Annotated in this window: 14 protein-coding genes and 1 other annotated feature (1 of these 15 running past the window's edge); of the genes, 11 read left to right on the plus strand and 3 right to left on the minus strand. The window is 45.1% G+C overall.

Going from position 1 to position 15,529, the window contains the following annotated elements; genetic code table 11:
• The first annotated feature begins 235 nt into the window (after positions 1–235).
• The 3 genes from lonB to yihA all read left to right on the plus strand — a co-directional run bounded on the left by lonB (position 236) and on the right by yihA (position 5,135).
• Positions 236–1,903 carry an ATP-dependent protease LonB gene (gene lonB, locus FS736_RS12360; protein ID WP_144477659.1) on the plus strand — a complete coding sequence of 556 codons (1,668 nt, stop codon included), beginning with the start codon at positions 236–238 and terminating at the stop codon, positions 1,901–1,903.
• A 323-nt stretch (positions 1,904–2,226) separates the two neighbouring features.
• Complete coding sequence (gene lon, locus FS736_RS12365) at positions 2,227–4,554, plus strand: endopeptidase La (RefSeq protein WP_144477661.1); 2,328 nt, start codon at positions 2,227–2,229, stop codon at positions 4,552–4,554.
• Positions 4,551–5,135: a ribosome biogenesis GTP-binding protein YihA/YsxC gene (gene yihA / locus FS736_RS12370; protein WP_144477663.1), complete on the plus strand. Its 585-nt coding sequence runs from the start codon at positions 4,551–4,553 to the stop codon at positions 5,133–5,135. The genes lon and yihA overlap by 4 nt, the downstream gene beginning before the upstream one ends.
• A gap of 57 nt (positions 5,136–5,192) precedes the next feature.
• On the opposite strand, the gene FS736_RS12375 is transcribed toward yihA, so the two are convergent.
• A complete protein-coding gene (locus tag FS736_RS12375) occupies positions 5,193–5,678 on the minus strand; it encodes a LiaI-LiaF-like domain-containing protein (protein ID WP_144477665.1) in 486 nt (161 codons plus the stop codon).
• A 258-nt stretch (positions 5,679–5,936) separates the two neighbouring features.
• On the opposite strand from FS736_RS12375, the gene hemA reads away from it, so the two are divergent.
• The 7 genes from hemA (at position 5,937) to spoVID (ending at position 13,715) form a co-directional block, all read left to right on the plus strand.
• Positions 5,937–7,283 carry a glutamyl-tRNA reductase gene (gene hemA / locus FS736_RS12380; protein ID WP_144477667.1) on the plus strand — a complete coding sequence of 449 codons (1,347 nt, stop codon included), beginning with the start codon at positions 5,937–5,939 and terminating at the stop codon, positions 7,281–7,283.
• A 14-nt stretch (positions 7,284–7,297) separates the two neighbouring features.
• Positions 7,298–8,131 carry a cytochrome C assembly family protein gene (locus FS736_RS12385; protein ID WP_144477669.1) on the plus strand — a complete coding sequence of 278 codons (834 nt, stop codon included), beginning with the start codon at positions 7,298–7,300 and terminating at the stop codon, positions 8,129–8,131.
• A gap of 13 nt (positions 8,132–8,144) precedes the next feature.
• Complete coding sequence (hemC, locus tag FS736_RS12390; protein WP_144477671.1) at positions 8,145–9,080, plus strand: hydroxymethylbilane synthase; 936 nt, start codon at positions 8,145–8,147, stop codon at positions 9,078–9,080.
• 32 nt (positions 9,081–9,112) lie between these two features.
• Positions 9,113–9,853, plus strand: coding sequence for a uroporphyrinogen-III synthase (locus FS736_RS12395; protein ID WP_313959721.1), 741 nt, complete (start codon positions 9,113–9,115; stop codon positions 9,851–9,853).
• Between the two features lie 3 nt (positions 9,854–9,856).
• Entirely contained in the window at positions 9,857–10,837 is a 981-nt protein-coding gene (gene hemB, locus FS736_RS12400; RefSeq protein ID WP_144477807.1) for a porphobilinogen synthase, read from the plus strand.
• A 78-nt stretch (positions 10,838–10,915) separates the two neighbouring features.
• Positions 10,916–12,208: a glutamate-1-semialdehyde 2,1-aminomutase gene (gene hemL / locus FS736_RS12405; RefSeq protein WP_144477675.1), complete on the plus strand. Its 1,293-nt coding sequence runs from the start codon at positions 10,916–10,918 to the stop codon at positions 12,206–12,208.
• Positions 12,209–12,545: 337 nt separating this feature from the next.
• Positions 12,546–13,715 (plus strand): stage VI sporulation protein D, encoded by a 1,170-nt coding sequence (gene spoVID, locus FS736_RS12410; protein ID WP_144477677.1) that lies wholly within the window; start codon positions 12,546–12,548, stop codon positions 13,713–13,715.
• Here the strand turns inward: spoVID and FS736_RS24320 are convergent.
• Positions 13,703–13,843: a hypothetical protein gene (locus FS736_RS24320; RefSeq protein WP_186326766.1), complete on the minus strand. Its 141-nt coding sequence runs from the start codon at positions 13,841–13,843 to the stop codon at positions 13,703–13,705. The genes spoVID and FS736_RS24320 overlap by 13 nt on opposite strands.
• A 34-nt stretch (positions 13,844–13,877) precedes the next feature.
• Here FS736_RS24320 and ysxE point away from each other — a divergent pair, with 34 nt between their 5' ends.
• Complete coding sequence (gene ysxE, locus FS736_RS12415; protein WP_144477679.1) at positions 13,878–14,915, plus strand: spore coat protein YsxE; 1,038 nt, start codon at positions 13,878–13,880, stop codon at positions 14,913–14,915.
• An 18-nt stretch (positions 14,916–14,933) separates the two neighbouring features.
• On the opposite strand, the gene FS736_RS12420 is transcribed toward ysxE, so the two are convergent.
• Positions 14,934–15,128, minus strand: a complete 195-nt coding sequence (locus FS736_RS12420; protein ID WP_144477681.1) for a hypothetical protein — start codon at positions 15,126–15,128, stop codon at positions 14,934–14,936.
• Between the two features lie 180 nt (positions 15,129–15,308).
• Positions 15,309–15,529, plus strand: a binding site (T-box leader) (it continues 25 nt past the right edge of the window).

Consider the following 15,529-nt stretch of genomic DNA (forward strand, 5'->3'; position numbering starts at 1 on the left):
AGCGGTGAAAGAGGAAAAGATGTCCGAACTCGGGCCACCTTCGGACAGCTTGGGTGGTGGAAGAGGAAAAGCTGTCCGAACTACCTCAAACCCTCCCGGCAAAATGTCTACAATCCGCTATAAAACCCGGTCACTTCAGGCGGAAAAATTCACTTGAAAATATTGTTTATTCCAACACGCTCAGGGGGATACTAGGTGAAAGCGAATAGTATCAACTTACGGGAGGGAATGTATATTGAGTTGGACCGGAATCGCCTTATTTATACAGCTGTTTTTCGGTATCATCATCGGGCTGTATTTCTGGAATCTATTAAGGAATCAGAGGACGCAAAAGGTATCAATTGATCGGGAATCCCGAAAGGAAATGGAACAGTTAAGAAAGATGAGGTCGGTGTCACTGAGTGAGCCGCTTGCTGAAAAGGTCAGGCCTTCAAGCTTCAATGATATTGTCGGACAGGAAGATGGAATCAAGGCTTTGAAAGCAGCCTTGTGTGGTCCTAATCCGCAGCATGTCATCATTTACGGACCTCCTGGAGTAGGGAAAACAGCGGCAGCGAGACTGGTTTTGGAAGAGGCTAAGCAAAACCAAAAATCCCCCTTCAAAAAATCATCGGTATTCGTTGAACTGGATGCTACTACTGCCAGGTTCGATGAAAGAGGGATTGCAGATCCTTTAATCGGTTCGGTGCATGACCCGATCTATCAAGGAGCTGGAGCAATGGGACAGGCCGGTATCCCTCAGCCTAAGCAAGGGGCGGTCACCAATGCACACGGTGGAGTTTTATTCATCGATGAGATCGGTGAACTGCATCCAATCCAGATGAACAAGCTTTTAAAAGTACTGGAAGACAGGAAGGTATTTTTAGAGAGTGCGTATTATAATGAAGAAAACACGCAAATCCCGAGTCATATCCACGACATCTTCAAAAATGGGCTCCCGGCAGACTTCCGCCTTGTAGGCGCGACGACGAGAACTCCAAGCGAAATCCCTCCGGCAATTAGGTCAAGATGCATGGAAGTATTTTTCCGTGAGCTAACTCAAGAGGAAATTTCTGAAGTAGCGAGGAATGCAGCTGAAAAAGTACAGCTGTCGATGAGTGAAAAAGCGATTGAGATTTTGTCAAACTATGCACGGAATGGCCGTGAAGCAGTCAATATGGTGCAAATCGCCGCAGGGCTTGCCATAACAGATGACCGGACATACATCAAGGAAGAGGAAATTGAATGGGTCGTCCATTCAAGCCAGCTGACACCGAGGATGGAAAGAAAAATTAATGAAAAGTCAGCGGTTGGTCTGGTAAATGGCCTGGCTGTATATGGACCAAACACCGGCGCTCTTCTTGAAATCGAGGTAACGGTCATCAAGGCGAAGGAAAAAGGGTCCATAAATATCACCGGCATCGTAGATGAAGAAAGCATCGGCGGACAGGGAAAATCAATCCGCAGAAAAAGTATGGCGCGGGGTTCGATTGAAAATGTCATAACTGTCCTGAGGTCGATGGGCGTACCGGCAGATGAGTTTGACATCCATGTGAACTTCCCTGGCGGTACACCGATTGATGGGCCATCTGCCGGAATTGCCATGGCGACTGGAATTTATTCAGCCATCTATAAAATCCCAATGGACAATACCGTTGCGATGACTGGAGAAATCAGCATCCATGGAAATGTGAAGCCGATTGGCGGTGTCTATCCAAAAGTGAAGGCAGCGAAAAAAGCAGGCGCCACGAAGGTCATCATTCCAAAGGAAAATGTCCAGACCATCCTGAATGAGATCACGGGAATTGAAATCATTCCTGTTACCCATCTGGATGAGGTTTTTGAAATCGCTCTTTTAAAAGATCATCCGCGAGAGCAGATCATCAAGGCTGCGAGTGATCTAGCCCAAAAAGAGACTAGCTAATTGGATAATGAAAAAGAACGCGTGTCTGCGTTCTTTTTTTATGGAGCTTTTGTCTCATCATTTAAGTCTAGCAGCTAAATGTGTTTATTTTTGCCTTAAAAAGGAAAAGGTTTTGTACCAGTATTTATAGTGAAAGAAACTTCAATTTGAACCATAAAGTCAATCATGATTCGGACATATTTTAACAGGAATATCAGGATACTAATCATTAGAACTAAAACAGGGCAATCCGCTCTAGATATTAGACACTTGAAAACAAATACGATAGAATTGAACAACAAAGTATTATGGTTTGATACAATGCATGTTGGAGGTGCAATGTCATGGCGAACAAGAACGAGTACACAGTCCCACTCCTGCCGTTGCGCGGTCTGCTTGTGTATCCGACGATGGTCCTGCATTTGGATGTAGGGCGGGAAAAATCGGTACAGGCACTGGAGAAGGCGATGGTGGATGACCATTTGATCTATCTAACTACCCAAAAAGATATATCCATAGATGAGCCGGGAGAGGAGGACCTTTACCAGATGGGCACGCTAACCCGCGTCAAACAAATGCTGAAGCTGCCTAACGGAACAATCCGCGTACTGGTTGAGGGTTTATCCAGAGCTGAAATTATTGAGCTTTTCGACGAAAATGATCACTTCTCCTGTAAAGTCAGAACGTTTGAAGACGATGACAGCAAGGATGTCGAAGATGAAGCATTGATGAGAACGATGCTTGAGTATTTCGAACAATACATAAAAATGTCCAAGAAGATTTCTGCGGAAACGTATGCATCCGTTTCAGATATAGAGGAGCCTGGAAGGATGGCGGATATCATTGCTTCGCATCTTCCGCTGAAGTTGAAGGAAAAGCAGGAAATCCTTGAGACGATCGACATAAAGGACCGGATGAACCGAGTCATCGAAATCATCCACAATGAAAAAGAAGTGCTTGGCCTTGAGAAAAAAATCGGCCAGCGCGTAAAACGTTCAATGGAGCGGACCCAGAAGGAATATTACCTTCGTGAGCAAATGAAAGCCATCCAGAAGGAGCTTGGTGATAAGGAAGGGAAAACGGGTGAAATATCCGAACTTACCGAAAAAATCGAGCTTGCCGGAATGCCTGATCATGTGAAGGAAACAGCGTTGAAGGAGCTCGACCGTTATGAAAAGGTTCCAACAACCTCTGCTGAAAGCGCAGTGATCCGGAATTACATTGAATGGCTGGTTGCTTTGCCGTGGTCTAAATCCACAGAAGACGACCTTGATATCAGCAAGGCTGAGAAAATCCTTGATCAGGACCATTACGGACTTGAAAAAGTAAAAGAAAGAGTCCTTGAATATTTGGCTGTCCAAAAATTGACGAATTCCTTGAAAGGGCCGATCCTTTGCCTCGCTGGACCTCCAGGGGTAGGAAAAACGAGTTTGGCGAAGTCGATTGCCAAATCCCTGAATAGGAATTTTGTCCGCATCTCGCTGGGCGGAGTGCGTGATGAGTCTGAAATCCGCGGCCATAGAAGGACCTATGTAGGTGCGATGCCGGGACGGATCATCCAGGGCATGAAAAAAGCAGGAACCATCAACCCTGTTTTTCTTCTGGATGAAATCGATAAAATGTCCAGCGATTTCCGCGGTGATCCATCTTCAGCGATGCTAGAGGTGCTGGATCCGGAGCAGAACCATAACTTCAGCGACCACTATATTGAAGAGACGTATGATCTTTCAAAGGTCATGTTCATTGCTACAGCCAATAACCTCTCCACCGTTCCAGGGCCATTGCTCGACAGGATGGAGATCATCAATATTGCTGGCTATACCGAGCTGGAAAAGCTGCATATTGCCAAAGACCATTTGCTGCCTAGACAGATCAAAGACCATGGACTGTCAAAATCCCAGCTTCAAATAAAAGATGAAGCGATCACAAAAGTGATTCGTTATTATACCCGTGAATCCGGTGTCCGCTCTCTTGAAAGACAGCTCGCTTCAATCTGCAGGAAAACAGCTAAAATTGTAGTTTCCGGCACGAAAAAACGTGTAATTGTGAGCGAGAAGAATATAGAGGAATTCCTTGGGAAATCAAAGTTCAGGTATGGTCAGGCAGAATTGGAAGATCAGGTTGGCGTGGCAACCGGCCTCGCCTATACAACGGTCGGCGGAGATACGCTGCAGATCGAGGTTTCTTTATCTCCGGGCAAAGGAAAACTAGTGCTGACAGGAAAGCTTGGGGATGTCATGAAGGAATCTGCGCAGGCAGCATTCAGCTATGTCCGTTCTAAAGCGAAGGATCTGGACATCGATCCGGATTTCCATGAGAAAAATGATATTCACATCCACGTCCCTGAAGGAGCAGTCCCTAAAGATGGACCTTCTGCGGGGATTACGATTGCTACTGCACTCGTTTCGGCTTTATCAGGAAAGCCGATCCGCAGGGAAGTAGGAATGACAGGAGAAATAACATTAAGAGGACGGGTTCTGCCGATTGGCGGCCTCAAGGAAAAATCTTTGAGCGCACACAGGGCGGGTCTTACAAAAGTTATTTGTCCAAAAGATAATGAAAAAGATATTGATGATATTCCTGAAAGTGTACGTAAGGAGCTTGAATTTGTGTTAGTTTCACATGTAGATGAAGTATTGAAGCACGCTCTTGCCAGCGGTGATTATCAATGAAGGTAAACAGTGCAGAAATCGTAATCAGTGCTGTAAGGCCGAACCAGTATCCGGAAGGTAATCTTCCGGAGTTCGCTCTTGCAGGACGCTCTAATGTTGGTAAATCTTCTTTTATCAATAAAATGCTGAACAGAAAGGCTCTTGCCAGGACTTCCTCGAAGCCGGGCAAGACCCAGACCTTGAATTTTTATTTGATCAATGAAATGCTGCATTTTGTTGATGTTCCAGGGTATGGGTACGCGAAAGTATCTAAATCTGAACGTGAAGCATGGGGGAAGATGATCGAAACCTACATCACATCGCGTGAGCAGCTTAAGGCTGTGCTGCTAATCGTAGACCTCAGGCATCCGCCTTCAAAGGACGATGTCATGATGTATGATTTCCTAAAGCATTATCAAATCCCTGTCATTATCATTGCGACCAAAGCCGATAAAATCCCAAAGTCCAAGTGGCAAAAGCACTTGAAGATCACGAAAGAAACACTTGATTTAGACCCGGAGGATTCAATCATTCTTTTCTCGTCTGAAACAGGTGAAGGGAAAGACAAAGCATGGTCAGTCATGGGAAGCTTCATGAGATAAAGTGAATCTGAACAAAAAGAAAAACCCGCACCGTGATGGACCACAGTGCGGGTTTTCTTATTTTTTCTTAATGAATAACAAGTACAGTCCAATCACTATTAATGCCGCAGGCCAGAATTTCCATGCCGTCGCAACCCCATTTTCCAATAAACCGAGCCATGCAGTGACTCTGTCATAAAACAGCAGCAAACCTGCTAAAATGAGAAAGAGGACTCCATGGAACAACCCATTGCCGGTTTTCTGATAACGCAGCAAGAACCCAAGGGCGATGATCAAGATAAAGGCTCCAAGATGATCGGGCCACAGCTCGAACTTATTGACCACGTGAAAATGAACACCAAAGCCAACCAGGATCACGCCTGGGAAAATCGATTCATAATCCCTGCCCCAATATCCCTGGACTAAAAAGGCGGCTCCGACGATGATCAACAGTGTCTGCCACGTATAAAACTCGTTGAACAGTGAAATATTTTCCTGCTGGAGATAGAAATAGACCCCAAAACCTATGAGGATTATTCCGGGTATGATTTTCTGATTTTTCATTCTTCCACCACTTCCAATAAGGCTCACTTGAATTAAAGGACAAACTTTGATAAGGTACATTAGGGAGTATGTTTATTTGCTTAGTAGATAGTATAAAAGTATAACAAACATACAGGAAAAAATAGTTCAATTTAATCAATGCCATTATATAAATGTAATTTCAAGAGTTGTTCACATTTACAACGTTAAAAGTGGAAAAACTCATGTATAATTGCCTTAGCCAATTATGCAATTTCTCTGTGGGGGTGTCAATTCATAATGCATATTATCGTTGTCGGTCTTAACTATAAAACTGCCCCTGTCGAAATCCGCGAAAGGTTGACATTCAATGAAGCGAATCTTGGAGAAGCAATGAGCGCACTCCAGCAAAAGAAAAGCATCCTTGAAAATGTTATCGTATCAACATGCAACCGTACAGAAATATACGCCGTCGTGGATCAGCTTCACACTGGCAGATATTATATCAAAGAGTTTTTATCTGAATGGTTCGGGATCCCTCAGGCAGAATTCACGCCATTCCTGTTCATCTACGAACAAGATGGAGCAATTGAACACTTATTCAAGGTATCATGCGGCCTGAACTCAATGGTACTAGGTGAGACCCAGATCCTTGGACAGGTACGTTCAAGCTTCATGCTTGGACTCGAAGGAAACACGACTGGAACTGTTTTCAACCAGTTGTTCAAACAGGCTGTCACGCTCGCAAAGCGCGGCCATTCCGAAACGGATATTGGTGCGAACGCTGTGTCGGTCAGCTATGCGGCTGTTGAATTAGCCAAAAAGATTTTCGGAACTCTTGACGAGAAGCATGTGCTGATTCTCGGTGCCGGCAAAATGGGTGAACTTGCCATCCAAAACCTTCATGCAAATGGAGCGAGGAAAGTGACGGTCATCAACCGTACTTACCAGAAAGCGGAAGACCTGGCAAACCGTTTTTCTGGGGTTGCCAAAAGCTTGGATGAACTCCAGACTGCGCTGGCGGATGCGGATATCCTGATCAGTTCCACAGGAGCCAAGGATTTTGTTGTCACAAAGGAAATGGTGGCGATGGTGGAGCAAAAGCGGAAAGGGAAGCCGTTATTCATGGTGGATATTGCTGTTCCGCGTGACCTGGATCCGGAAATCGCAACATTGGAAAATGTCTTCCTATATGATATAGATGACCTTGAAGGAATTGTCGAAGCGAACCTTCAGGAACGCCAGAAAGCAGCCGAGAAGATCCTGATCATGATTGAAGGGGAAATTGTCCAATTCAAGCAATGGCTGAACACTCTTGGTGTTGTACCGGTCATTTCCGCATTAAGAGTTAAAGCCCTCTCAATCCAGGAAGAGACAATGAATAGCATTGAACGGAAATTGCCGCACCTATCTGAACGGGATAAAAAGGTGCTTAACAAGCATACGAAGAGTATCATCAACCAGCTTCTGAAAGACCCAATCCTGCAGGCTAAGGAGCTAGCGGCAGGGCCGGATGCGGAAGATGCGCTGGACCTTTTCGTCAAGATTTTTAATATTGAACAGCTCGTCGCAGAACAAGAAGGAATGAAAACGGCTGAGACTAAGCAGGTAAAAGTTCCTTCGCCTCAGGCTTCTTTTCAGCCATAAGAGAGGTGTTGCCCATGGGTGATCTTTATATAACGCGTCTCCATGAAATAACCATTGTGATTTATGCGGCCAGCGTGCTCTTATATTTCATCGATTTTCTTAACCGTAACCGGAGGGCGAATAAAGTTGCCTTCTGGTTACTTGCATTTGTATGGGTATTCCAGACGGTTTTCCTGGTGTTTTACATGGTCGACACAGGCCGATTCCCGGTACTGACCCTTTTTGAGGGGCTCTACTTTTATGCATGGGTGCTGGTCACACTGTCGCTGGCAATCAATAAACTGCTGAAAGTGGATTTTATTGTTTTTTTTACGAATATCCTGGGGTTCATCATCATGGCGATCCATACCTTCGCACCGGTGCAATACGACTCCAATGTCATGTCTGAACAGTTGGTATCAGAGCTTCTGCTCATCCATATCACGATGGCGATCCTGTCTTATGGGGCTTTTTCGATCTCATTCGTCTTTTCGCTGTTATATCTCATCCAATATGACCTTTTAAAGAGGAAAAAGTGGGGTAAGCTGTTATGGAGGATATCTGATTTATCACGGCTTGACTACTGGTCTTACATATTGAACGTCATTGGGGTGCCGATGCTGCTCCTTAGCCTGATCCTTGGGCTGCAATGGGCATGGATCAAGGTTCCTGATCTTGCCTGGTATGATGCCAAGCTATTAGGCTCCTTCATCGTCCTTGCAGTTTATAGCATCTACCTGTATTTGAGGGTTGGCAAGGAGATGTATGGGAAAGCGCTGGCACTATTAAATATTGCGTCTTTCCTGATCGTACTGATTAACTTCTTTCTTTCTGGGAAATTATCATCTTTCCATTTTTGGTATCAATAAATAGGAGGCTGTCATGAGAAAAATTATCGTTGGCTCCAGACGGAGTAAGCTGGCATTGACACAAACAAACTGGGTAATACAGCAGTTGAAAAATTTGGGTGCTCCTTTTGAATTTGAAGTGAAGGAAATCGTGACCAAAGGAGATAAAATCCTTGATGTCACTCTTTCTAAAGTCGGAGGAAAAGGGCTTTTCGTAAAAGAGATCGAGCAGGCCATGCTTGATAAAGAGATTGATATGGCTGTACATAGCATGAAAGACATGCCTGCAGTATTGCCAGAAGGACTTGTCATCGGTTCTATCCCCGAGAGAGAGGATCACCGTGATGTCTTGATTTCAAACGGCCATGTTCCTTTCAAAGAATTAAAACCAGGTTCGGTCATCGGAACAAGCAGCCTTCGCAGGAGTGCCCAGCTTTTAGCTCAGCGTCCTGATCTTGAAATGAAATGGATTCGCGGAAATATCGACACAAGAATTTCAAAGCTGGAAACAGATGACTATGATGGCATCATCCTCGCAGCTGCTGGATTAAAACGGATGGGATGGGCAAGTGATGTCGTCACTGAATTCATCGATCCGGAAATCTGTGTGCCGGCAGTCGGCCAGGGAGCGCTTTCGATTGAGTGCCGCGGCGATGATACAGAACTTCTTGAGCTTCTTGAAAAATTCACTTCCGCAGAAACAAATGCGACAGTGAGAGCAGAAAGGTCATTCCTTCACAAGATGGAGGGCGGCTGCCAGGTTCCGATTGCAGGATATGCGCACATCAATGACAAGGAAGAAATCGTCCTGACAGCCCTAGTTGGATCTCCTGATGGAAAGACAATCTTCAAAGAGCAGGTAACTGGAACGAATCCAGAGGAGCTTGGAGAACTTGCTGCAGAAAAATTGATCAGCCAGGGTGCGAAAGAGCTGATCGACAAGGTAAAACAGGAGCTTGATAGTGAATGATAGCACCTTTTTCGCTGCAAAATAGAACAGTAATGATTCCAAGGGGAAAGGCACATTCTAAGCCTTTCTCCGAATTGGTTGCTAGAAATGGAGGGATTCCTGTGGAAATCCCTCTTATTGCCTTTCAGCCGGTTGCAGCTTCGGAAAAATTGGTTCATGCACTTGCAGGATTACATAATTATGATTGGATCATCTTCACCAGCAATGTAACGGTTGAAACCTTTTTTTCCTTTTTTGAAAAAAATAGGCCGTCCCTTCCTAAAATAGCGGTAATTGGTGACCAAACGAAAGCTTCCCTTGAAGAAAGGGGAGAACAGGTGGAGTTTACGCCTGAAGAGTATGTCGCAGAAGGATTCGTGGAAGAGTTTTTGCCTTATGTGAAAGCTGGCGACAAAATCCTCATCCCAAAAGGGAACCTTGCCAGGGACTATATCTCTAAGTCCTTGAAAGAAAAGGGAGCCATTGTCGAAGAACTCATTATCTATGAAACCTATCTTCCAGGAGAAAGCCGGGACAAGCTCGTTCAGATGCTAAGTGATGAAAGACTTGATATACTTACATTTACAAGCCCTTCTACCATTAATCATTTTATGGGAATCGTAGAAGAACATAATTTAAGAGGCAAGCTGGAACGTTGCCTCATTGCCTGCATCGGCCCTGTGTCTAAAAGGAAAGCAGAGCAATGGGGATTGACGGTCCATGCTATGCCTGAGAAATACACTGTAGAAGAGATGCTGAAAAGCGTTGCCGAGTATATACAAATTGGAGGGTAAATGATGAAACACCTTGAATTCAGCCGCCATCGCCGTCTTCGCCAGTCAGCGAATATGCGCGCACTAGTACGTGAAAACTATCTTCGAACTGAAGACCTGATCTACCCGCTTTTCGTCGTTGAAGGAGAGAATGTGAAAAACGAAGTATCTTCAATGCCGGGAGTCTATCAATTATCTCTTGATAATTTAAAAGAAGAAATGACTGAAGTGGATTCTTTGGGCATTAAGTCAGTGCTGCTTTTCGGCGTTCCTGACGAAAAAGATGAAGTAGGCTGTCAGGCGTATCATGACCACGGTATTTTGCAGGAAGCAATCCGGGTCATCAAAAAAGATTTTCCTGAGATGATTGTCATTGCGGATACATGCCTTTGTGAATACACAAGCCATGGCCACTGCGGCGTCATCGAGGATGGCAAGGTTTTGAACGATCCATCTTTGGAGCTGCTTGGAAAGACAGCTGTCAGCCAGGCGAAGGCCGGAGCAGATATCATCGCACCATCAAACATGATGGACGGATTCGTTGCCGCGATTCGCTTTGCTCTTGATGAGGCAGGATTCCAGGATGTGCCCATCATGTCCTATGCAGTAAAATATTCTTCTGCATTCTATGGTCCATTCCGCGAAGCAGCAGAAAGCACACCGCAGTTTGGTGACCGCAAATCCTACCAGATGGATCCAGCAAATCGCATCGAAGCAATGCGCGAAGCTGAATCCGATGTAGTGGAAGGCGCTGACTTCCTGATCGTGAAGCCGGGCATGCCATACCTTGATATCGTCCGTGACGTGAAAAACAACTTCAACCTTCCAGTTGTCATCTATAATGTCAGCGGGGAATATTCCATGGTCAAAGCAGCAGCACAAAACGGCTGGATTGATGAGAAGAGCATCGTCATGGAAATGCTGACAGGAATGAAGCGTGCCGGGTCTGACCTGATCATTACTTACCATGCGAAGGATGCAGCGCGCTGGCTGAAAGAACAGTAATCAAGCTTCTTGCTGCAGGACATCAGATTAGCTGATGCTGTAAAAAAAGAGGCACAATCAAAAGAAATGAGGGATATTATGCGCTCATATAATAAATCGATTGAAGCTTTCAAAGAAGCAAAGGAACTTTTGCCAGGCGGGGTGAACAGCCCGGTCCGCGCGTTTAAATCTGTCGATATGGATCCAATTTTCATGGAAAAAGGCAAGGGTTCAAAAATCTATGATATTGACGGCAATGAATATATTGACTATGTATTATCATGGGGACCACTGATCCTTGGCCACACAAATGATAGGGTCGTGGAAGGAATCAAGAAGGTAGCTGAGCTTGGTACAAGCTTCGGTGCACCAACTGTTGTCGAGAATGAGCTTGCACAGCTTGTCATTGACCGTGTGCCATCGATCGAAATGGTCCGGATGGTATCATCGGGAACTGAGGCAACGATGAGTGCATTGCGCCTTGCGCGTGGATATACAGGCCGTAACAAAATCCTGAAATTTGAAGGATGCTACCACGGCCATGGCGACTCGCTGCTCATCAAAGCTGGCTCAGGGGTTGCTACACTTGGTTTGCCTGACAGCCCAGGTGTTCCTGAGGGTGTTGCTAAAAACACGATTACAGTGCCTTATAACGATCTTGAGAGCGTTCGTTACGCATTCGAACAGTACGGAGATGACATCGCCGGCGTCATCGTAGAACCAGTAGCGGGAAATATGGGTGTCGTGCCGCCAGTGGGAGGCTTCCTTGAAGGCTTGCGCGAAATCACTAGCCAGTACGGAACAGTATTGATCTTTGATGAGGTCATGACAGGCTTCCGTGTAGGCTATAACTGTGCTCAGGGATACTTCAATGTAACGCCTGACCTGACCTGCCTTGGAAAGGTAATCGGCGGAGGGCTTCCAGTAGGAGCTTACGGCGGAAAGCGGGAAATCATGGAGCAAATCGCCCCGAGCGGACCGATTTACCAGGCGGGTACACTATCTGGTAACCCGCTGGCCATGACAGCCGGACTCGAGACTTTAAAGCAGTTGACTCCAGAATCTTACAAGGAATTTGAGCGCAAAGCCGATATTCTTGAAACAGGACTAAAAGCAGCGGCAGAAAAATACGGAATTCCGCATACCATAAATCGCGCAGGCTCGATGATCGGCATTTTCTTCACCAACGAAAATGTCATCAACTACGAAATTGCCAGGACATCGAATCTGGAATTCTTCGCGGCCTACTACCGTGAAATGGCAAACGAAGGAGTATTCCTGCCGCCATCACAATTTGAAGGCCTGTTCCTGTCAACAGCACACACAGACGAAGACCTGCAAAAAACAATCGAAGCAGCCGAAAAAGCATTTGCCAAGCTGCAGAATAAATAAGCTCATTAGACACCTTTCAATTGAAGGGTGTCTTTTTCATTTTGCAGTAAAATTGAGGGGTTAGGAATATATTTTATTTTTAAGGAATATAATCGGTTTCTAAGGAATATATTTATTTTTTAAGGAATAAATTATCGGTTTTAAGGAATATATCATTACTTTTTAGGAATATAGCATTCTGCGTTATAAATTGGACCATATTCTTTCGAGATAGCAGTGTGGCTACGGCCACTACATCTCATTTTTATGTTCTAAATTATCATAAAAGCAAATACAGACTCATAAAGTGTTAATGACATAGTGATTTTACGTTTAAGGAATGAAAGGAGGAGTCGCTTTGTCTCAGGGGAATCAATCGTGCCTGCGATTTTCACTAGAGGAGTCAGTGTGGTTTCAAAGAGGACAGGAAGTCGCGGAGCTTGTCTCGATTTCACTCGATCCCAATATAACGATCCAGGAAAATGAGCAATATGTATCCATTCGCGGATCTCTGGAATTGACAGGGGAATATACTTGCTATGAACAGCAGCATGAGGAAGATGGGGAGGATCAGCTATCGACTCTAAAGTACGTCCATTCTGTCATGGAGAGGGATGAAGGAGTTTATGAATTCCTTCACCGGTTTCCGGTGGATATCACCATTCCGAAAAACCGGATTGAAAGCATCTATGACATCGATATCCAGGTAGAGGCTTTCGACTATGTTTTTCCGGAAAAGGAGCGTCTGAAGCTGAATGCCGATCTGGCGATTACCGGTCTGTACGGGGATCAGCAGCTTGAAGCAGAACAGGACGGTGTTAACGAAGAAGCCCGGGAACTGGAAATCAGTTACCGGGAAGAAGCTACAGCAGAGTTGGCGGGAACAGCCGCAGAGACAGACAATGATTATTCAGGAGAAGCAGTTGAACAGGATTTCCCGGATCCTCCGGCGTATTCCTTCGTTCAGCAGAATGAAACCTTGAATCATCAAGAAGAAGATTCCTATGAAGAAGAATTGTATGCACCGTTCAGGGCTGAAGCGAAGAAAACAGCTGCAGCGGAAGAGGCATCACAACCGGAACTGCAGGCCCAAAGGGAGCCCGAGCCAGAGTATGCTTTCAGTGATTTTAGAGGCGAGCAAGAGCCGGTTGCGGAGGTCGAGGTTGAGCAAGAGGAAGCAGAAGTGGAGGTCGAGCTGGAGGCTGAAGAAAAGGCCGTACCAGAAAGTATGCCTGCTGAAGTGGAAGAATCTCCTGAAAGCTCATCTTCTCCTTTACTGAAAAAGAAAAAGCCGAACATGAAAAAAGGGATTTCCATTGCCGAATTTTTAGCGCGGAAGGAAGAGGTTTCGGAGGTTGCCAAAATAAGAGTGTGCATCGTCCAGCAGGGAGATTCGCTTCAATCGATTTCGGAACGCTATGATGTGCCGGTACAGCAGCTTTTGAGAGTAAACCATCTGAGCATCGACCATGAAGTACATGAAGGCCAGGTATTATATGTTCCCGGTGTGGCTATTCACCAATCATAATCTTTAAAATGGAGCAATGCCTTGTCCAAAAGGAAGCTGGTTGTCAGGGCTGGCTTGGCTGCTGGCTGGGATTGTGACAGCACTAAGTATGGGCAGGTGTTTACAAGCACCTGCCCAACTCTATTCATGCATACGAGTTCCAGAAAGTAGGCGAGTGTTCCGATGGATGATCGCAATTTTTTAAAAGAAGAATCGGCAGTGTTGAAGCATTATCCAATCGAGCCGTATTTTGCGGAAGACTTTGGAAAAATAAAAAAGGTCTATACCAAATCAGGACCCTTTGCATTGAAGAAAATCCATCCATATGAAGGGACGGATTTTATCAAACATATCCAGACTCTTTATCAAAAAGGCTATAACAGGATTGTTCCCGTCTATCCGGCAAACGACGGCCGCTATGGAATTTTGCATAATAATTCACTGTATTATTTAATGCCCTGGATGCCAAATGCCATAAGGGAGGACCAATCTGAAAGGCATAAGCAGCTGTTCAGGGAGCTGGCAAGAATGCATACCCTGTCAGCCAAGGAGCTGGAAATCAGCCAGGAAGTTAAACAGGAGCATTATGAACAGACTTTGAAGGAATGGGAAAAAGAAGAAGAGTTTGTCAATGGTTTCCTTGAAAGCTGTGAGAACAGGGTATATATGTCCCCATTTGAACTGACTTTCTGTCTGTATTACATCCAGATTCGGCAGGCGATGCAGTTTGCCAGACAAAAGCTTGAGGCGTGGAGTGAAAAAACGAAAGATCAGAAGAAAACGAGGACTGTGACGCTTCATGGCAAAGTCTCGCCTGAGCATTTTCTGTTCGATGAAAGGGGATACGGTTATTTCATCAACTTTGAAAAGGCAAGGAAAGGTTCTCCAATTCAGGATTTGCTGCCGTTTCTGGCCAGGTCATTAAAAACACAGCCGAAGTATGGTGATGAAATCATAGACTGGATTTATGTATACCTGAAGCATTTCCCCTTCCGTGATGATGAAATGCAGTTATTCATGAGTTATCTTGCCTTTCCGTCAGGCATTATCCGTGTCGCAGAAACCTATCATCAACGCAAGAAAGAAGTGGATGAAAGGAAATTTGTGCAAAAGCTTCAGCGCCAGTATTGGCTTTTGAGCAATACAGGTTATGTAGTTACCAAGATGGACGAACTCGAAAGGCAGAAGGAGCAGGCCAAACAAGAGGGAGCCCAGAGCTGAAAGCGGCTCTAAGGCTCCCTAAAATATTTCGAATTTTATTGCCAAAGCGATCAGGATGAAAATCGTTAACAGAAAGACATCGAAGGTCGACGGGAAGAAAAGGGTTCGTATTCCTTGAAATACACAAAAAGGAATGATCAGCTGTGCGCACACCGCCCTCGCCGTCCTCGCCCATCTGGGGAGTGAATACGGATTATACCTCTTTCTTTTCATTACCATCCCTCCAAGCAAGTAAGATATCCCTTTTTTATTCTATGAGACATGGGCCTAAAATGTGCTGATTATTGTCACAGGATGTGGCATGAAGTATAAAATAATGAAAAATAGGAAATGATGATTGACGTCAATCATCTTTTTTAGGTAGTATAACTAATATACAAAAACCAAAAATAAAGCAAAGCATTGACAGGGAAGAGTACATGAGCAGCCAGCTTGAAGAGAGGAAGTCCAATTGCTGGGAGGACTTCTAAGCGGGAACCATGGAAGGTCGCCCTTGAGCATCGCCTGGGAACGGGATACTCTCAGTAACAGGCGACGGTGAAGAGCCGTTATCCATATTTGAGCCAGCAGCTGATCTCTGTTTTTTACCGTTGCTGGGAAAAAAGGTGGTACCG

Origin of the sequence: Cytobacillus oceanisediminis 2691, from assembly GCF_007678455.1 — a bacterium.
In the GTDB taxonomy this organism is placed as follows: Bacteria; Bacillota; Bacilli; order Bacillales; family Cytobacillaceae; genus Mesobacillus; species Mesobacillus oceanisediminis_A.